The 19,493-nt window shown below is 52.4% G+C and carries 13 protein-coding genes; 2 read left to right on the plus strand and 11 right to left on the minus strand.

Going from position 1 to position 19,493, the window contains the following annotated elements; translation table 11 throughout:
- Window positions 1-169 precede the first annotated feature (169 nt).
- The 4 genes from nifK to nifB are packed head-to-tail and all read right to left on the minus strand — an operon-like array spanning window position 170 to window position 5,478.
- Complete coding sequence (nifK, locus tag BN3772_RS25100) at window positions 170-1,729, minus strand: nitrogenase molybdenum-iron protein subunit beta (RefSeq protein WP_042203057.1); 1,560 nt, start codon at window positions 1,727-1,729, stop codon at window positions 170-172.
- Entirely contained in the window at window positions 1,726-3,183 is a 1,458-nt protein-coding gene (gene nifD, locus BN3772_RS25105) for a nitrogenase molybdenum-iron protein alpha chain (protein ID WP_042203059.1), read from the minus strand. The genes nifK and nifD overlap by 4 nt, the downstream gene beginning before the upstream one ends.
- A 47-nt stretch (window positions 3,184-3,230) precedes the next feature.
- Window positions 3,231-4,097 (minus strand): nitrogenase iron protein, encoded by an 867-nt coding sequence (gene nifH / locus BN3772_RS25110; protein WP_042180014.1) that lies wholly within the window; start codon window positions 4,095-4,097, stop codon window positions 3,231-3,233.
- A 7-nt stretch (window positions 4,098-4,104) separates the two neighbouring features.
- Window positions 4,105-5,478 carry a nitrogenase cofactor biosynthesis protein NifB gene (gene nifB / locus BN3772_RS25115; RefSeq protein WP_042203060.1) on the minus strand — a complete coding sequence of 458 codons (1,374 nt, stop codon included), beginning with the start codon at window positions 5,476-5,478 and terminating at the stop codon, window positions 4,105-4,107.
- 1,029 nt (window positions 5,479-6,507) lie between these two features.
- On the opposite strand from nifB, the gene BN3772_RS25120 reads away from it, so the two are divergent.
- Window positions 6,508-7,335, plus strand: a complete 828-nt coding sequence (locus tag BN3772_RS25120; protein ID WP_042203061.1) for a TerC family protein — start codon at window positions 6,508-6,510, stop codon at window positions 7,333-7,335.
- Window positions 7,336-7,595: 260 nt separating this feature from the next.
- Window positions 7,596-10,193, plus strand: coding sequence for a beta-L-arabinofuranosidase domain-containing protein (locus BN3772_RS25125; protein WP_042203062.1), 2,598 nt, complete (start codon window positions 7,596-7,598; stop codon window positions 10,191-10,193).
- 171 nt (window positions 10,194-10,364) lie between these two features.
- On the opposite strand, the gene BN3772_RS25130 is transcribed toward BN3772_RS25125, so the two are convergent.
- The 7 genes from BN3772_RS25130 to BN3772_RS31095 form a co-directional block, all read right to left on the minus strand.
- Window positions 10,365-12,728, minus strand: a complete 2,364-nt coding sequence (locus tag BN3772_RS25130; protein WP_042203063.1) for an S-layer homology domain-containing protein — start codon at window positions 12,726-12,728, stop codon at window positions 10,365-10,367.
- A gap of 334 nt (window positions 12,729-13,062) precedes the next feature.
- Complete coding sequence (gene ascB, locus BN3772_RS25135; protein ID WP_042203064.1) at window positions 13,063-14,526, minus strand: 6-phospho-beta-glucosidase; 1,464 nt, start codon at window positions 14,524-14,526, stop codon at window positions 13,063-13,065.
- On the minus strand, window positions 14,507-15,829 hold the full coding sequence (locus BN3772_RS25140) for a PTS sugar transporter subunit IIC (RefSeq protein WP_042203065.1): 1,323 nt from the start codon (window positions 15,827-15,829) through the stop codon (window positions 14,507-14,509). Before BN3772_RS25140 ends, ascB begins: the two co-directional genes overlap by 20 nt.
- A 3-nt stretch (window positions 15,830-15,832) precedes the next feature.
- Window positions 15,833-16,138 carry a PTS sugar transporter subunit IIB gene (locus BN3772_RS25145; protein WP_042203067.1) on the minus strand — a complete coding sequence of 102 codons (306 nt, stop codon included), beginning with the start codon at window positions 16,136-16,138 and terminating at the stop codon, window positions 15,833-15,835.
- A gap of 1 nt (window position 16,139) precedes the next feature.
- Window positions 16,140-16,490: a PTS lactose/cellobiose transporter subunit IIA gene (locus BN3772_RS25150; RefSeq protein ID WP_042203068.1), complete on the minus strand. Its 351-nt coding sequence runs from the start codon at window positions 16,488-16,490 to the stop codon at window positions 16,140-16,142.
- Window positions 16,491-16,512: 22 nt separating this feature from the next.
- Window positions 16,513-18,432, minus strand: coding sequence for a BglG family transcription antiterminator (locus BN3772_RS25155; protein ID WP_042203069.1), 1,920 nt, complete (start codon window positions 18,430-18,432; stop codon window positions 16,513-16,515).
- A gap of 811 nt (window positions 18,433-19,243) precedes the next feature.
- A partial coding sequence (locus BN3772_RS31095; protein WP_042203070.1) for a hypothetical protein occupies window positions 19,244-19,493 on the minus strand: 250 nt, incomplete at its 5' end.

Below are 19,493 nucleotides of genomic sequence, written 5' to 3' on the forward strand. Positions count from 1 at the left end.
CTGTAACGGCTTTTAGATATGACTAGCAAGAATCCCGGCCTGCCCTGCCCCGCATTCCGCACATGATACCACAGGCGAAAACGGGATATAGGGAACGCCGGGCTTGATCAACCTTTTTTCCAATTATTGAAAATGATGTATATCATGGCTATCGAACATCAATTGCCGTTTACCGCACCAGGTCATAATTGAATCCCGAATTGTTGCGGTCCAGCTCATCCAGTACGGTATTGACAATCAGGCTGAGCAGATTAAGCGCGCCCTGATAGCCGAGAATCGGATAACGGTGCATATGATGGCGGTCAAAAATCGGGAATCCTACCCGGATCAGCGGTACATTCGCATCCTTTGCGGCAAATTTCAGATGCGAGCTTCCGATCGCCAGGTCAACCGGATCATTCAGCAGCAGCGAGCGCATATGCCACAGGTCGTTTCCAATGTACAGCGAAGCTTCGGAGCCATACGGGCTTGAGGCGAGCAGCGCTCCCGCTTCCTCCTTGAATTTCACTTCATTGAAATCCACGTCACCGTTCGAGCAGACAATGTGCACCGGCTCTATGCCGGCCTCCAGGCAGAAGCCGATCAAGCCGATCAGCAGGTCCGGATCGCCTACCAGCGCTACCCGCTTGCCGTGAATATAGGGATGGCTGTCCGTAAGGGCGTCCACCACACGGCCGCGTTCCTCCAGCAGCGAAGCCGGAAGCGGAAGTCCGGTCATCTCACTGATTGCTTCCAGCAGCTTATCTGTACCGGTAATTCCAAGCGGTGTAGACAGCGCAGTGACCTGCTGCTTCCAGGTTCCGCTGATGTAATCCTGCGTCTTCTTCAGCGTATATTTCTGGAGGGACAGCGTACCAAGCGCATTGGCTGCCAGCGGCACATCCGCCAGCTTCGTTCCGCCGTAGTAGTACTCGTATTCTCCAGTAGCCGGCGAATCATAATTGCCGCTGTGATCGCCGAGCAGCGTATATTTCGTATCAAATGCCTCAAGGATTTTGCGGATTTCCGCAAAATTTCCGGTGTAAGGCTCGAAGCCGAGCATGACATTCAGCTTCTCTCCGGTCTCCTCACCGCTGCCCGGAACCGCTTCAAGGCCGGAGCGTTCATACAGGTAGCTCAGAATGCCCTTCATCATGGCATCGTAGCCGGTAATATGCGACCCGACGAAGCTTGGCGTATTGCAGTACGCAACCGGGAAGTCCTCAGTGATTACACCTTTATTGCGGGCATTGCCGATAAAGGAGGACAGGTCATCCCCGATAACCTCAGCCATACAGGTCGTACAGATTGCCACCATCTCCGGCTTATACAGGGCGATACTGTTCTCCAGACCGTCAATCAGGTTGCTCATACCGCCGAATACTGCTGCATCCTCAGTCATCGATGAGGAGACCGCCGGTGTAGGCTCTTTAAAATGGCGGCTTAAGTGACTTCTGAAATAGGAGTTGCAGCCTTGTGAGCCGTGGACGAACGGCAGGGTCTTCTCAAATCCGAGGGCGGCCATAATGGAGCCTAGCGGCTGGCAGGCCTTGTGCGGGTTAATGACAACCGCTTTGCGGTTAAAGTTCTTCTCCATGTACTCAGCAGATTGTGAGTAAGCGAGTGCTTCAGCGGTCTCCTGCTCACTGCAGGGCGCTTCGAATTGCTGCTTGTTCAGCCGCTGCTCCACGAACCGGTGCTCCGAGAACAGAGTGTTGTAGTCCGGAATGTCCAGTCTGTCCTTGCTCATATGCTCGCCTCCTCTTTTTGGACTTTTTCCTTCTTCTTCATCAGGTTCCATACCGGGCTGTTCACCGTCATATCCATATCCTTGGCAAAGATCTTAAACCCGTCGAAGCCGTGATACGGGCCGCTGTAATCCCAGGAGTGCATCTGGCGGAACGGAACACCCATTTTGTGGTACACATATTTCTCTTTGATACCCGAACCTACCAGATCGATATTCATTTTCTGGGCGAGCTCTTCCAGCTCATAGGCGGTCGGATCATCCATAATGACCGCTCCTTCTTTGAGCATCGGGAACATCTTCTCGTAATCATCCTTATGGGCGAATTCATAACCGGAAGCTACAATTTCCATGCCCAGATCCTCATATGCGCCAATTGTGTGGCGGGAACGCAGGCCGCCGATCATCAGCAGCACCTTTTTATTTTCGAGACGCGGCTTGAATTTATCGATGATAATATCCATTTGCGGCTTATACTTTGCAATCAGCTTCTCACAATTCTCCTGGATGGTTTCGTCAAACAGGGCGGCGATGGCACGCAGGCTCTCGTACGTCTTGGAAGGTCCAAAGAAATTGTATTCCATCCAAGGGATACCGTAGGCCTTCTCCATATGCTCCACCATGTAGTTCATCGAACGGTGGCAGTGAATCAGGTTCAGCTTCGCCTTATGGGCGATTTCCAGCTCATTCAGGGTGCCGTCACCGGACCACTGGGCAATGACGCGGAGTCCCATCTCTTCAAGCAGAATACGGGAAGCCCAGGCATCGCCGCCGATATTGTAATCACCGATGATATTGACATCGTAAGGGCCGGTTTCAGCCAGATCGGCTTTGCCGAGCACAAAGTCACGGATGGCATCATTAGCGATGTGATGGCCAAGCGACTGGCTGACACCGCGGAAGCCTTCACAGCGTACCGGAACGATTGGCATCTCCAGCTCTTTGGACATCTTCTTGGACACAGCTTCAATATCATCACCGATCAGCCCGACCGGACACTCGGATTGGACTGAGATTCCTTTAGCAAGCGGGAACATCTCGGTAATCTCACGCATAATGACTTCCAGCTTCTTATCTCCGCCAAAGACGATATCCGTCTCCTGGAAATCACTTGTAACCTGCATAGCGGTAAAATTATCGATTCCAAGTGTACCGCTCGCATAGTTACGGCGGGTTCCCCAGCTGTATTGTCCGCAGCCGATGGGGCCGTGGCTGATATGGACCATATCCTTGATCGGTCCCCAGACCACACCTTTAGAGCCTGCATATGAGCATCCGCGCGGCGTCATAACACCGGGGCGGGATTTAATATTGGACTTCAGGGCACAAGTACCGCAGGTTTGCGCTTCCTCTGTATTGATCTGGTAATGCTTTTCCCGGTCTTTTTTCGCTTTCTTCGGGTAGGCCTCCAGCACTTCTTCAACAAGCTTTTTGTTCGCTTCAATATCAAGTCCCATTGTTGACCCTCCTTATCCTAAAGGGGACGCTGAGCGCCCGCTCTCGCTTATTGTCCGGAAGCCTGCAGCTTCTTGATTGCCGCCTCTTCATCTTCAATGATCCCGAATTCCATCAGCAGTTCTTCCAGCTCTTCCATCGTAATAGGCGTTGGAATAGTCAGCATTTTGTTATTCAGAATCTTCTCAGCAAGAATTTCATATTCCTTCGCCTGCTGGTGCTCAGGATTGTATTGTGCAACAGTCATGCGGCGCAGCTCGGCATGCTGCACGACATTATCGCGCGGTACAAAGTGAATCATCTGTGTATTCAACCGGCGGGCCAGCTCCATAATCAGCTCATCTTCACGGTCCGTATTACGGCTGTTGCAGATTAGGCCGCCTAGTCTGACACCGCCGCTGGTAGCATATTTCAGAATCCCGCGGGCGATATTGTTGGCAGCGTACATCGCCATCATTTCACCGGAACAGACAATATAGATTTCTTGTGCCTTATTCTCACGGATCGGCATGGCGAAGCCCCCGCATACAACGTCACCGAGTACGTCATAGGACACGAAATCCAGGTCCGTATATGCGCCTTCCTGCTCCAGGAAGTTGATGGCGGTAATAATACCGCGTCCTGCACAGCCTACACCCGGTTCAGGTCCGCCGCACTCTACGTTGATAATGTCGCCAAAGCCTTTTTGCAGCACATCTTCCAGTTCCAGATCCTCTACCGAGCCAAGCTCAGCGGCCAGATGAAGCACAGTTTGTTGAGCTTTGGTGTTCAGGATCAGACGGGTGGAGTCTGCCTTCGGGTCACAGCCGACGATCATAATGCGTTGTCCGAATTTTGTAGCCAGCTGAGCCAGGGTGTTTTGCGAAGTTGTCGATTTACCGATACCGCCTTTACCGTAGAAAGCTATTTGTCTCATAATTTCATCATCCCTTCGAAATGTTTATATTTTCAAAATATGAGCTGTATTTGACGCTTTCGAGAATGGCTTCCTGTATCCCGCCTTTGCGGACGAGCGGCAATACACCGATTTTGTTCAGGCTGGCCCGGGGGCCGTCTCCGATTCCGGAGCAGAGAAGAATGCGGCAGTCCCTTAGTATAGAAATGATTTCCTGCAGCGTTGCAGCTTTATCACCGTTGCAGTCTGCTTTACCATGACAGTAGGCTTGAATCTTGCGGACACCGATCAGCTTCACCTCAGCTCCGTCAGTATCATAGATCAGGAACTCTGTTGCATGGCCAAAATGCTGGTTGACCTTGTCCCCGCCTCTGGTTGCCACTGCGACTCTTGTTTTCTGCGAATCCTCCCAGCGCCCTTTGGCTCTGGCTTGTTTGGCGATGACGCGTTCACGGATCTTGGTATCCAGATCACTCTGGAACTGCGCCCTGGCATCCTGATTAATTACCGGATCAGCTTCCATTGCTTCCAGCGGAAAATCCTGGTTGCGGTCCTGGCCCAGCAGCCCGATCGCATCGGCCCGGCATTGCCGGCAGTGGCGCATGACTTTCATTCCGTCACGCCCCAGCAGTTCCTGCAGATTGTGTAATTCCTTCGGACGCGGCGCCTTGCGGCCGTCCGCTTCATACTGGCTTCCCGGCGCGATAATCAGCGGTGTTACGTTGTGCAGCGTAGCCCCGAGTTCTTTTACTCTTTTGGACACTGCAGGCAGATGATGATCGTTGACCCCCGGAATCATAATGGAGTTAACCTTGACGAGAATTCCCAGCTTCGCCAGCATTTCCAGCCCCTGCAGCTGACGGCTGATCAGCAGCCCCGCCGCTTCCCTTCCTTCGTACCGCACTCCCTCATCGAATACCCAGGGATAAATGTGCTGTCCGACATCAGCGTCAATGGCATTGATCGTGATGGTGACATGGCGGATGCCAAGCTCAAGAATCTCATCCACATGCCGGTAGAGCGTAAGTCCGTTTGTACTGAGGCAGAGACTGACATCAGGCACATACCGCTTCACTCTGGCAAAGGTATCAAACGTCTGCTCCGGATTCGCCAGCGGGTCACCCGGCCCGGCTATGCCGACTACGGACAGCTGCATCAGCTGTGATGCAACCCCCTTCACCTTGCGTTCGGCCTGCTCCGGCGTCAGCACTTCACTGACCACGCCCGGCCTGCTCTCGTTGACGCAGTCGAACTTACGGTTACAGTAGTTGCACTGGATGTTGCAGGCGGGAGCAACCGGAATGTGCATTCTGGCATAGAACCGGTGAGCTTCCTCGCTGTAGCAAGGGTGGCGGCTGATCTCCTCCTCTGCTTCATTTGATATACACGACGGCTGCATCATTTCCCACCTCCTAAAAGTTTTGCGAGCATTAGCACCTCTGAATTGGCTTCGAGCAAAACTCACTTCGGAAGCATACACTTTGTTTTACTAGCGTTACTTCCCTGAATCAGCTCCGGTAAAACTCACTTCGGAAGCATACGCTTTGTTTTGCGAGCGTTACTTCCCTGAATCAGCTTCGGTAAAACTCACTTCGGAAGCATACACTTTGTTTCCCTGAATCAGCTCCGGTAAAACTCACTTCGGAAGCATACGCTTTGTTGTGCAAGCGTTACTTCCCTGATTCAGCTCCGGTAAAACTTGCTTCGGAAGCATACACTTTGTTGTGCAAGCGTTACTTCCCTGGTGTTACCTCCATGACAGACTGTACGACAGTGGCAGCAGCGGCGATATGTTTTGTGTTATTTTTACTGACACAACAACTCGCTTGACCGCTTGAATTACTCTCATCATATTTTTCCAACCCCGTACCGTCAATTACATACAAGCTAAAAAAGCCTTCATTTTCCTTATGTTTGCAGTATCGACAAAAGACGTGTTAACTTTATTAACTCATACTTACCATGTTTCCGTTTCCATTTTGTCCGTTTTTCTAGTTGATATTTGTTCTCAGGACCATTGACAATCCTGCAGAGCTCATATATGATACTTTTAGGTTAATCACATGACTAAAAGTAATGTCCCAATTTCATATACATCCCGTAAAGGGGAGTAGCTGCGTAAACAGAAGCATCCTGCCGGTCTCACCGTGAAACCGTGCCGTTTCTGTGGATAATATAAGACAGTCTCCGGCCTTGTGCTGTAACTGCTTATATTTCAGATAAAGTCGTCAATACGAGAATATGAGGATATTCTCCGGCTTTATCGGCAATGAACTATTGCTAGCGAGACCTTTACCAATCAGGTTAGACCTTTATTCCAAAGGCTGATCTGTTTGGTAAAGGTCTTTTTTATATATATTTTGATCAAAATCAGGCAATGTGGGTATTCTTTAACAAAAGATATTTACATCCGATTGAGGAGGAAGCAGCTATGGATTGGGGATTATTATTAGAGTACGGCTGGGTATTGCTTGTACTGGTCGCACTGGAGGGACTACTGGCTGCAGACAACGCACTTGTACTGGCCATTATGGTCAAACACCTTCCTGATGAGGAGCGCAAAAAAGCGCTGTTTTACGGTTTGGCAGGAGCCTTCGTGTTCCGGTTCGGTTCCCTTTTTGTCATCTCGTATCTGGTGGATATCTGGCAGGTACAAGCTATCGGAGCACTTTACCTGCTATTCATAGCAGGGAATCATATCTTCCGAAAGCTGCTTATTAAAAAGCCGGTCACCGACGAAGCTGTGGAAAGCGGCAGCCCGAAAGCGGTCGACAAAAAGAAAGCCGGCTTCTGGTTCACCGTACTTAAGGTTGAGGTAGCTGACATCGCATTTGCAGTCGATTCCATTCTGGCTGCAGTTGCACTTGCTGTAGCCCTTCCGCCAAGCGGCATCGGCCACATCGGCGGCCTCGACGGCGGCCAGTTCCTCGTTATCTTCGCCGGCGGATTTATCGGACTGATTATCATGCGGTTTGCGGCTTCCTTCTTCGTTAAGCTGCTGCATACCCGTCCGGGTCTGGAAATCGCGGCCTTCTTCATCGTAGGCTGGGTAGGGGTTAAGCTTACTGTCATTACACTCGCCCACCCGTCTTTGGGAGTTCTGTCCGAAGACTTCGCACACAGCACATGGTGGAAAACACTCTTCTACGTTGTTCTGATTATCATCGCCGCTACCGGCTGGTTCCTGAGCAGCAAGGTTGAAGAAGTAAAGACCGACGAGAACCCGATCAAGGAAGTTGACCAACAGCTGGGCAAATAATGGAAATGATTGAATACCCGCTTTAGACGATAACCCGGAAGCTGTCCCCTCACAGGGGCAGCCTTCCGGGTTATTTGCTTACTGATTCTTCTGACCATGCTTAGGAGGCTAAATGCCGGCTATCACCTGACTTTTTCACACAAATTCGAACGTTGCACTATTTACCGCTGCTCCTATGAGATTATAAGCTAGGTTATAAGCAGGAACGGAGGCGCTTGCAAGACAGGCAGCCCCGTAATTCAAGAGGCAGGAGATTATATATGACTACTACTAATACCGCTCCCCTTAATCAAGAAAATTCCTTACTGCACGATTTCCGGCTGGACCAGGTTGCCGTGACCGATCCCTATCTGGTAAATGCCTTTTCCAAAGAAGTGCTGTATCTCAAAAGCTTTGACCTTGACCGGCTGGTTGCCGGCTTCCGTGAAAACCGCGGCCTGCCTGCCAGAGGCGAGAAATATCCCGGCTGGGAAAGCACCGAAATCCGCGGCCACACGCTGGGTCATTATCTGAGCGCACTCTCCCAGGCTTACGCGGCTACACGCAGCAGCCACCTGCTGCAGCGCCTGGAGTATCTGATTGCTGAGCTTGCATTATGCCAATTTGACAGCGGTTACCTCTCCGCATTTCCTGAACAGTTATTTGATAATGTCGAGAACCGTCAGCCCGCCTGGGTACCCTGGTATACGATGCATAAGATCATTGCGGGACTTAACGCAGCATACTGTGCTACCGGAAGCAATACTGCCTACACACTGGTAACCGGACTTGGCAACTGGGTGCACCGGCGCAGCACGGGCTGGTCAGCAGAAATTCAGGAGCGTGTATTATCTGTCGAGTACGGCGGAATGAATGACTGCCTCTATGAGCTGTATACTATCTCAGGCGATGAGCGCCATCTGCACGCAGCCCATATGTTCGACGAGCTGAGTCTGTTCACTCCCGTGCATGAAGGCAGGGATATTCTGAAGGGCAAGCACGCCAACACAACAATTCCGAAATTCCTTGGTGCACTGAGCCGGTACCGGGTACTGGGCGAAAGTGAGCGGTTCTACCTGGAGGCTGCGCAGCAGTTCTGGGATATGGTTGTTCTTCACCACAGCTATATTACCGGCGGCAACAGTGAATGGGAGCATTTCGGCGACCCGGACATTCTGGATGCAGAGCGCTCGAACTTCACAGCAGAGACTTGCAACACCTACAATATGCTGAAGCTTAGCAGGGAGCTGTTTAAGATTACCCGTGAAGCGAAATACATGGATTTTTATGAAAATACCTTTATCAACGCGATCCTGTCATCACAGAATCCGGACACCGGGATGACGATGTATTTTCAGCCGATGGCCACCGGCTATTTCAAGGTGTACAGCTCCGCGTTTGATCATTTCTGGTGCTGCACAGGAACCGGTATGGAGAGCTTCTCCAAGCTGAATGACAGCCTGTACTTCCATGGCGGCGGCAGCATCTATGTGAACCAGTATATTAGCTCCACCGTACTTGCAGAGGAATACGGAATTGAGCTGATTCAGACGGCCAATCTTCCTTATGAGGACACGGCCGAGTTCAGGATTCGTACGCTAAAAGAGCCGGCACGGCCTGTTGCCCTGCATCTGCGTCTGCCAGACTGGCTGGCTGGCGAGGCGGAACTGACGCTTAACGGGCAGCAGCAAGCCCTTAATCTGTCAGGCCGCTACGCTGTGCTGGAGCGGACCTGGTCCAGCGGGGATACGTTCAATCTGCGGCTGCCGATGAAGCCGTCCTGCCATACGCTGCCGGATGCCGCGAACGTCGCCGCTTTCCGGTATGGTCCGGTGGTTCTGAGCGCTGCACTAGGTACAGAAGATTTGGCGGAATCGGCAACCGGCGTGGATGTCAGTGTGCCGACCCGCAACATGCTGGTCAAGGATTTCATCACACCTGCGGGCCAGAGCGCGGAGAGCTGGCTGAAGGATTTCGATCAGCATTTCATCCAAAAGGACGGGGAATTGGCCTTCATGCTCCAGGGTACGGACGAAGACGGCCGGCTGGAGTTCACCCCCCACTACAAGCAGCATGAACAGCGCTACGGAATCTACTGGAAGCTTGTAGAAGCCGATTCTGCGGAGCTGCAGGAGCATATTCTGCAGGGCAAACAGCGACAGCGTGTAGAGGATGCCACTATTGACAGCCTGCCGGTGGGCAATGACCAGTACGAGCTTGAGCATCAGATCAAAGGCGAACACACAACGGTTGCCACCTGGGACGGCTACAACATCAGGCAGGCCGAGAATAACGGCTGGTTCAGCTACCGGCTCAAGGTTCTGCCGCAGCAGGACAACTATCTGTCGGTCACCTACTTCTCCGGCAACAACGGCAAGACCATTGACCTTTATGCAGACGGCAAGCTGCTCGCCAGCGACACGCTGATGACGGATAAACCGCGTTCCTTCTATTCAAAAAGCTATCTGCTTCCAGCTGCTGCTGTTCAGGAACGGACAGAGCTTGAGATCAAGTTCGTCGTCCCCGGTGCAATGAACGGAATCTTTGATCTGCTGCGGTTAATGAGCGGCTTCGATCAGACTGCAGCACTCGGGCGCCTGAGCTTTGATACCGGAGCCCTTGACCAGCCGTTCAACGCAGAACGCAGCAGCTATACGCTGACTGTTCCATACAAGACACAGGCGGTAGTGCTTACTGCAGGATTGTCGCATAAGAATGCCCTGCTCTACTGCGGCGGCATCCTGATTGATGATACACGGCCAAGAACCGTCTTCCTGCAGCAAGACAGCACCCTGCTGACGCTTACCGTTACAGCAGAGGATCATGTTACAACGAAGGATTACACCATCACTATCCTCAAAAATCCGGAACCGGTGTAAGGCCGGTTAACCGGAGCATCCAGGCTTCACTTACGCCAAAAAACCGTTCTGTACACGCTGGTTCTCCTGCGCTCAGAACGGTTTTTTGGGACCGGAATACAGGATCTTCAGCTTTCCCGAAAGAAAGTAGCCGTCCTGTATTCCGTTGCCGGGATAAGTGCCCCGGTTACCTTAATATTGCTGGCCGATGGACGTATCCGTCTTGCCCTGCAGCTCTACCAGCTTCATAATAACGGCTGCTGCCTGAGCTTTGGTTACCTGCTGCTGCGGATTGAATCTGCCGTTATCGCCCTGGAGAAGCCCCAGCCGCACAACGAGTGCTACAGCACCCTTATCCTTAATGGATGTACTGTCGCTGAAGCTGGTAACCGTTACGTCGTTGTCCAGGAAGGCGGCAAGCTTGCTGTATTTCAGGAAAGAAGCCAGCAGCACTGCAAGCTGCTCACGGGTAAGGCTGTCCTCCGGCTTCACCACAGCGTCCTTGTTCAGCCAGCTGCGGCTGACAGCATAGTTCACTGCACCGTAATATAAACTGTCAGGACTGACGCCCGCTACTGTATTGTTGTCCGCACTTGCGGTATATTGCGTATAATACGGCGTTGAGGCTTTGGCAATATAGTTAAGCCAGTCTCCTACCGAGATTACCTGATCCGGACTCACTTTCCCCTCCGCATCCGGTGCGATGACCCCGTATTTCAACAATTCAGCCAGCTGTTTTTCTGCAGCATGACCTTTAATATCAACTACACTGTCAGCCGGAACGCTCTGTCCGCCCAGATTATAGTCGTACATTGCGAACCATTTGCCTGTCTGTGCATTCAGTACGTCATACGGTCTGGACACATCAATAAGTGCAGGAGAATAGACCAGGCTTACTGTAGGATCGGTGTATCCGCCAGTGCTGAAATAACCTCCGCTTGTGCTGTACTGCAGCTTCAAAGAATACAGGCTCAAATATTTCTGCAAAGCCTCAGCCTTAGTGACTACCGGTGCCGGCTGCTTGGTAATTTTGCTTAAGACTGCATAATTATAATTCTGATAAGACTGCAGTTTGCCGTAGAGATCCAGTGCGATTGTAATTGAATTTTCGCTTACCGGGATATTGTCATAGTAGCGCTGGAATTCAAACCGGTACCCCTTATCATTCGGCAGGACGCTCCAGGTCCCCCCATGCTCAGCCAGCTTCAGGTTGCTGCTGGCCTGATCATACAAGCGGTTTATCAGCGACAGGGCCTGCTCCTTGGCTTCAGCCTGGCTCAGCTTCTTACTTCCGGCAGGAACAGCTTCAGCCTTCTGCGTACTGTCTAACGGGAAGGAGTACTGCTCCACCTGAAACTGCAGAACCTCACCAGTCGTGGCGTTCACTTCTGCATAAGTGCGTCCGGGCATTCCTGTCATGTTGACTTCAGAGGTATCACTCCAGACCAGCGACCATACTTTTTGCTTGCCGTTCTGGTAATTGGCGCTGAGCGTCTGCCCGGTTAGCTTGCGGTTCGCCGGGATGGCGGCTACCTTCTTCACCTGCTTGACCGCTTCATCGACGGTAAGCTCTTTACCGCCGGTTACCGGCTTGAAAATTTCTTTACCGGCTGGTACGGCTTCATAAACGACCGGAACAGCACCTACATCACTGCCTTCATAGTCAATCCGTTTGCCGGTCTGGGCATCAATCGGGTACAGCGCTTCATTCTGGGGTCTCCATCCGAGCACCCAGGTGTCCACCTCGCCCTTTTTGTAGACAGGGGTGTAATACAGCGTGACATCAAAGGTCTCTTTAAATATCTTCTCCGCCTGTTCCTTGGAAACCGCAGGCTTTGCAGACGGGTACTTCAGACCGGAGGTTGTTTTATTGAACTGCATCACATTTCCGCCGCCGTCTATTGTAACCCGAACGGAATCATTGGATGACGGGAGCCCGTTAACCAGAAGATTAAAGTAGAAAGAGTACTGTACCGGTCCGAAAAGGGCCGATTCATTCATGATAATATTCTCTTCCTGCTGCAGATCACTGCTTTTGAGTGTTGGAGCTGCCTGAGAGATGAAGCTCTTTGCTTTCTCCAATGCCTCAGCCCGCGATACCTTAGGGGGATAGAAATTGTCCGCCTGCCCTGTAAACGGAGAATACAGGTATGTAGAGATCAGATCGCCTGTCATGGCATCGACCTCACTGGAGAAGCCGAAGGTGGAGCTGCCGGTGCGGAATTCCCACTGGATATTCCAGGTCAGCTGATCCGGATTCATCGGATAAGAGTTGCCTGAACCAAGCTGAGTGTAGGAGACGGTGGCATCCTTCAACACAGGGAATAAGGACTTAACCTTAGCCACCGCCTGCTCCTGGGTAATCTTGGCTTCTGCCGGATCAGGTGTCTCAGCACCTGCCTGGGCAGCGTTTGCCGGTACTGCTTGTACAGTAACACTGGAACTGGAATCTGCTGCAGCGGCTAATCCGCCAGGCAGCATTAATGCAACCGCTACGGAAGTAATCAGGGCAGCTTTGGCGGTCTGCCTGATGAAGGGTTTCCTTTTGTTACTCAAAAATATCATCCTCCTAAAAGTTTTGTAAGCATTAGCTTCCTGAGTATTCTTCGTACAAAACTTACTTCGGAAGCATAAGCTTAAGTTTTGTTACCCTGAACCCAGCAATATAGCAAGCGCTTACTTTCTATTCGGCTAGAAAACGATCCTCTCCTAAATTATAAATACAAATACATAACTTTTCCATATTTTATTTGTGACAGGAAATTTCAGGAGTAACCATGAGCCGACCCTGTTCCTGTATATTTGCTAAAAATGAACAGGATGCCCCTCCATACCCTTCTAAAAAAATAGAGTGTCTACAGGCTTTGCACCCGAAGACACTCCATATACATTATGAATTGTACAGCTCCGCCCCGTTCGTGGCGATAACCTGCTTGTACCAGTAAAAGCTCTTTTTGCGCAGGCGGGCCAGTGTACCGCCCCCCTCATCATCCTGATCGACGTAGATATAGCCGTACCTCTTACGCATCTCTGAAGTGGAGGCGGAGATCAGATCGATACAGCCCCAGCTCGTGTAGCCCATCAGCTCCACACCGTCCTCAATCGCTTCGGCCATCTGGGCAATATGCTGTGCCAGATAATCGATCCGGTAGTCATCGCGGATGCTGCCGTCTTCAGCTACCTCATCCGCTGCGCCAAGCCCGTTCTCCACCACAAACAGCGGGATCTGGTAGCGGTCATGCATTTCCTTCAGCACCACCCGCAGTCCGATCGGATCAATCTGCCAGCCCCAGTCTGAGGTCTGGAGGTACGGGTTCGCCAGGCCGGTGGACAGATTGCCTGCGGTAGTAGCGGTAATGGAGTTATCCGTGCTTACCGCCGAGGACATGTAGTAGCTGAAGGAGAGGAAATCCACCAGATTCTCCTGTAGAATCTCCACGTCGCCGGGCAGCATTTCAATGCTCACCCCATGCTTTTTCAGGTGCCGCTGAATATAGGATGGATAATAGCCTCTGACCTGAACATCGGAGCAGAACTGGGCCATCTGGTTCTCCGCCTGGGCCTGGAGGACATCCTCCGGGCGGCAGGAATATGGATAGAGCAGCTTGCGGGCCAGCATGCAGCCGATGCTAAACTCAGGGTTAATCTCCCGGCCCCGCTTCACAGCCAGCGCACTTGCAACAAACTGGTGATGAAGCGCCTGGAAGGCCACCTGCTTCTCATTCTCCACGCCGTCCATGATGATGCCTGCACCAAGAAACGGAGCTTTTAGTGTACAGTTAATCTCGTTAAAGGTCAGCCAGTATTTCACTTTGTCTTTGTAACGGGTGAACACAGTGTCAGCATATCGGAGGAACAGCTCCACCAGCTCACGGGAAGCCCAGCCATTGTACTTGGTGACGAGATGCACAGGCATCTCGTAATGGGAGATGGTGACGAGCGGCTCCATATTATATTTGCGCAGCTCGTCGAATACTTCATCGTAAAAGCGCAGTCCTTCTTCATTCGGCTCCGTCTCCTCCCCGGTCGGGAAGATACGCGGCCAGGAGATCGACAGGCGGAATACCTTGAAGCCCATCTCGGCGAACAAGGCGATATCCTCCTTGTACCGGTGGTAGAAGCCGATCCCGCGGCGTTTAGGGTAGTTGCCGTCACCGTTGTCGGCAATCGCCTCATACAGCTCAGCCCGGCTCATCGACAGCAGCTGTTCCAGACTGTTACGTTCTCCGGGCGGGCAATATTTCACTACATCGGCGGTGGACAGCCCTTTGCCGCCCTCATTAAAAGCACCTTCGACCTGGTTGGCCGCTACTGCGCCGCCCCACAGGAAATCTTTAGGAAACAGGCTGGGCATTAGGGATGCCTCCTTTTTCCTTGCCTGCTGCTGCAGCTTCAGCCTGCTGCTCCTGCTCCAGCGCTTCGGCATCCGCTTTTTTGAAGAACGGATAGTAGATCAGGAAGCTTGCGGCAATCATGACCAGCTGGAATGCGCTGACACGCCAGCCGCCGTTCATCCAGCCGTTGACGAGTACCGGAATGCCGAGCGGCACCTGAATACCATGGAGCACAGGCAGAACACCGATTGTAGTCAAAAGAATCGCCAGACCGCTGCTCACGAGCGGCGTTACAATGAACGGAATCATGAACCGCACGTTCAGCACCAGCGGCATTCCGAAGATTACAGGCTCGTTGACCCCGATTAAGCTTGGCACGATAGCCAGCTTGCCGAGCGTCTTATAGCGTGTGGATTTGGCGAACAGCATCGCGATAATCAGGCCAAGCGTAGCGCCCGCTCCGCCAATCAGCACATACACCGGGAAGAACGGTGAGCCGATGATATGCGTACCCTCTACACCTCTTTGGTAAGCGTCGAGATTTTCCAGACCCAGGGCAACCCAGATTGGTCCGACTACCGAGTAGACAACGAGCGTACCGTGAACCCCGAAGAACCACAGCAGGTGGATTACGAAGATACAGATCAGCATGGCCCACCACGTTCCGCCGAGACTGGTCAGCGGCAGCTGGATGATTGAGAAGACAAACTCATGCATATTGCCGTATTTGGTAGCTGCAAAAATGGCGCTGAAGATCAGCATCAGAATCGCAACGATGAAGCCCGGGGTCAGCGCTGCAAAAGATTTTTCAACCGTTGGCGGAACGCCCTTCGGCATTTTGATATAGAATTTTTTCTCCAGGACAAAGGTATAAATCTTGCCGACAACCAGCGCCAGTATAATGGCGACGAACAGTCCCTTAGCTCCCAGCCAGGAATAGCCGAACGCTTTGGTTGCGCCGTCGTCAAGCAGTCCCTTCGGTGTAACAAGCAGGAAGCTCATCAGGGCCAGTATCCCTGCCGAGAAGCCCTGCTGCTTATGCTGGGTGGCAAAGTTATAGGCAATTGAGAACACGGCATACAGCGCAATTACGTCTGTCGTTACCGTGGCCGGAATTGAAGTGTAATCCTTCAGTCCGGTGCTCTCCAGGAAGTTCTGGTACGGCTCCAGCTTAAGCGCATTGATCAGGGAGAAAATCGCCCCCAGAATCAGGATCGGCATCAAAGCCATGAGGCCGTTGGAAATCGCGCTGATATACGTATTTTTCTGAATCTTGGTACTGGCCTTCTGAATCTTGGATCTCCATTCTGCGGAGCCTGCCATGACTTACGCCCCCTTCTCCATCAGTTCAATCGCGGTATCCAGTACTTTGTCGCCGTTCATCATACCGTAGTCCATCATATCAATGGTCGTTACAGGAATATCGGGATATTCCGCAGCCAGATCGCCTTCGGCATGGCCCATTTGCGGTCCGAGCATAATAATGTCAAAAGGCGTCTGGTCCGCAATATCACTCTCAGCCACCGCATCGATCATGACTTCAATCCCTTTGGCACGGGCGGACTCCTTCATCCGTTCAACCAGCATGCTTGTTGAGAAACCGCCTGCACAGGCGAGCAGAATTTTTTTCATCTTAATTCACCGATCCCTTCAATTGTTGTTCCACTTGTTGTTCCAGCGCCTTGCGTTCCTTCACTTCTTCAATCAGTTCAACAGCCAGTTCTCTGACGGTTAAGGCATTCATCAAATGATCCTGCGCATGAATCATCAGCAGCGTGATTTCGGTTTTCTCGCCGCGGCCTTCGGCCTGGATCAGTCCGGTTTGTACTTTATGCGCTTTGGTCAGGCTTTCTTTGGCGCTTTTGATCAGGGTTCCCGCTTCTTCCAGGTTGCCTGCACGTGCGGTGCGGACGGCTTTCAGGCTGAGGCTGCGGGCTTCCCCGCTGCTGGCGATAATCTGCATAATCGTTTGTTCGTAATCCATGGTTTCTCTCCACTCCTGTTATCTATAGTAGGTTCTCTATCTCATGTATAAATTGCTCGTAGCTGTTCACGGACAGCAGCCGGCTGCGGCTGTCTTCCTTCTCCATCAGGACAAGCAGCAGCTTACTGATCTCCTTATGAAGGAACAACTGGCCCGGACCCAGATTGATCAGAAAAATCAGCTGGACCGGCTTGCCCTCGTAGACCAGCGGTTTCTTAAGTACCGTTACGCTGATGCAGTCACGGATCGCGCTCATCCGCATCGGATGGGGCCCGGCTACACCATTTTTATAGATGGTCGTAAATTTCTGTTCGCGGAACAGCACCTGCTCGGGAAAATCGTCTGCCGCATAATGATGCTCCACCATTTCCCGGCAGCGCAGCTTCAGCAATTCGGTGTAATCGTCAGGGCCATCCAGATGGAAGAGCTCACGGCGGAACAGCTCCTTGAAATCCATCAGCTTGTAGGACGGCTTGGTCCAGTTGATCTGCAGCGACAGGATCTCCTTAATCCGCTGAATCTCCTGATCATCAAGCAGCTGCTTGATATGGATAACCGGCTTTTCCTTAATCTCAGTAGCCAGCGGCACTGTTGACAGGATCAGATCCACCGGCTTGCTGCTGATTTCGTCGATCTCTGTAATCGAGGCTGTAATGACCGAGGCTTTTGGAAAAACAGACTCCAGCTTCAGCCGGATCAGCTGCGCGCTGCCCGCTCCGGTTGAGCAGATAACGGCAATCCGCTTGAACTTCTCCAGATTCCGCTGCTGCATCCGCTCCAGATGGGTTGCAAAATGCAGCGCCACATAACCCGCTTCATCCCGTGACATCCGGAAGCCGTACTGCTCCTCGATAATCTCCGCGAAGCGGAAGGAGATCACGAACACATTGGCATACTGGCTGTAGACGTCCTCCACCAGCGGGTTGCCCAGCTGCAGATTGTAGTAGAGCCGGTTGAGCAGCGGGAACATATGCAGAAGCAGCGCTTCCCGCAGGTCATGATCCTGATTGAAGCCGGTCAGGAATTCACGGTCCAGCCGCTCCAGAATACCGCTGATCCCTTCGCGCAGATGCGATTTGGTCTCCTCTGACATCCGCTCCATAATCGTTTTGCCGGAGATGTGCAGCGCCAGATAATCGACTTCATCCGCAGGCAGCGTGATCTGGTAATGGGCTTCGATCCAGCCGGATATGGTGCCGGCGAGTTCACGGTACAGCGGCTCCGGATTCGATTGGGCTGCTTGTCCGGCAACGATAAAATTATGTTTAGACACGCGGTACAGCAGGATGAACAGATGAGTGACGATGTTATCGAGAAACACATCGGAAATCTTCAGCTCCCGCTCCTTGAGAATTTGCAGCAGATAGGCTTTGAGGCGTGCTGTATCGAACTCACGCTCATAGGCACGGAAGTCCTCCGTATGCTGCAGCGTATGCCCCGGCTGGAGAATGAAATAGGAGAAGGCTTTGCGGAAATCCTTCTCGTCGCCTTCAACCCGCATGCCGTAATGGGCACGGCGGGCCAGCTTCAGGCGGAACGCGGCCAGCCGCTGCTCGACCTCCTTCAGATCGGAGATGATGGTGGACCTGCTGACGCCCATCTCCTCCGCCATATGGTCCATGGACTGATGGCTGTCGCTCTGCAGGAGATAGAACAGCAGGTACTGCTGGCGCGACTGCTTGTTGTCCAGATCAACCTGATTACTCTGCAGCATTGCTTTATCAAGGTAAAGGTTGAACTGCTGCGCGTTGTGGATCTGCAGCAGGTAGCCCTGACCGCGGAGCATCCGGATTCCGAAGCCATGCTGCTCGCCCGTCTTCTCCAGACCGCGCAGCACATCACGGACCGTCCGCTCGGACAATCCCAGCTCCGCTGTGAGCTCATTCATCTTTACCGGAACCTTGCGGGTATATAAAATATTAACGATTGTGTATTCTCTCACCTTACATCCCTCATTTGTGATACTAGTATCGGGTCAAGCAACTCAGCTGGTTATGGGTTAATCATACGTGGAAGCGTTATCTTCTGAACAGTTTGGATTCTGCAGTTTGGAACGGCAGAAGTTGACGGGTGCGTGGCGGCCTGTGACTTGAGGACCGGTATACTGCCTGGGCTGCCTGCGAGACAGAGCGAGCAAGGCCGCCGGGCTGGGTGCTGCCCGAGGTGCGTGATCTGCGGACCGGACCGGGCCGGACTGCCGACAGGCAGGGAACCTCGGGCCGAGCGGGCTGCTCACCGGGGCAGACCACTTTCGGGCCAGGTTGGGCTGCTCGCCGGGGCAGACCACTTTCGGGCCAGGTTGGGCTGCTCGCCGGGGCAGACCACTTTCGGGCCAGGTTGGGCTGCTCGCCGGGGCAGACCATCTGCAAGCCGGATAGGACTGCGGGCCGGGCCGCTGGCGGAGATCGGGTCGAGCAGAGCTGCAGATCGGGCTGCGTTCCACCCAACACCCATGGGAGTTAAGCCAGCCTGCGGCAGCCCGGCACATTGCCCTTAAACACACATTATATATTGTTCTATTATGCCCGGAATGAACGTCGCAGTGACTCCTATAACAGTAGTGACCAACTTAACCAATAGCAACAAGTAACAAGCAACAAGCAACAAGCAACAAGCAACAAGTAATAGTGATAATAAACAAAGTAAAAAAAAGACTGCCATAATGTTACTCGTTAACACAGTATCTAGTGAGGCTCGTAGTGTGCAGGCAGGGGAAGCAGCACTCCCGGTGGAATCAAGGGCATTTTTGCCCTTTATTTCGCCCATCCGGCCACTTCTGGCGGAATCAAGGGCATTTTTGCCTCTCCTTTCGTCCATTCCGCCATTCCAGGCGGAATCAGAGGCACTTTTGCCTCTCCTTTCGTCCATTCCGCCATTCCAGGCGGAATCAGAGGCACTTTTGCCTCTCCTTTCGCCCATTCCGCCACTCTAGGCAGAATCAGAGGCACTTTTGCCTTTCCATTCGCCCATCCCGCCACTCCAGGCGGAATCAGTAGGATTTTC

The sequence above is a fragment of the Paenibacillus camerounensis genome, assembly GCF_000723885.1.
GTDB classification, from domain to species: Bacteria; Bacillota; Bacilli; order Paenibacillales; family Paenibacillaceae; genus Paenibacillus_AQ; species Paenibacillus_AQ camerounensis.

Excerpts from the sequence above, each read along its gene's own strand:
- nifH (WP_042180014.1), bottom strand. The coding sequence starts at position 4,097 with ATGAGACAAATAGCTTTCTACGGTAAAGGCGGTATCGGTAAATCGACA.
- nifB (WP_042203060.1), bottom strand. The coding sequence starts at position 5,478 with ATGATGCAGCCGTCGTGTATATCAAATGAAGCAGAGGAGGAGATCAGC.
- ascB (WP_042203064.1), bottom strand. The coding sequence starts at position 14,526 with ATGCCCAGCCTGTTTCCTAAAGATTTCCTGTGGGGCGGCGCAGTAGCG.
- BN3772_RS25145 (WP_042203067.1), bottom strand. The coding sequence starts at position 16,138 with ATGAAAAAAATTCTGCTCGCCTGTGCAGGCGGTTTCTCAACAAGCATG.
- BN3772_RS25120 (WP_042203061.1), top strand. The coding sequence starts at position 6,508 with ATGGATTGGGGATTATTATTAGAGTACGGCTGGGTATTGCTTGTACTG.
- BN3772_RS25150 (WP_042203068.1), bottom strand. The coding sequence starts at position 16,490 with ATGGATTACGAACAAACGATTATGCAGATTATCGCCAGCAGCGGGGAA.
- nifD (WP_042203059.1), bottom strand. The coding sequence starts at position 3,183 with ATGGGACTTGATATTGAAGCGAACAAAAAGCTTGTTGAAGAAGTGCTG.
- BN3772_RS25125 (WP_042203062.1), top strand. The coding sequence starts at position 7,596 with ATGACTACTACTAATACCGCTCCCCTTAATCAAGAAAATTCCTTACTG.
- BN3772_RS25140 (WP_042203065.1), bottom strand. The coding sequence starts at position 15,829 with ATGGCAGGCTCCGCAGAATGGAGATCCAAGATTCAGAAGGCCAGTACC.
- nifK (WP_042203057.1), bottom strand. The coding sequence starts at position 1,729 with ATGAGCAAGGACAGACTGGACATTCCGGACTACAACACTCTGTTCTCG.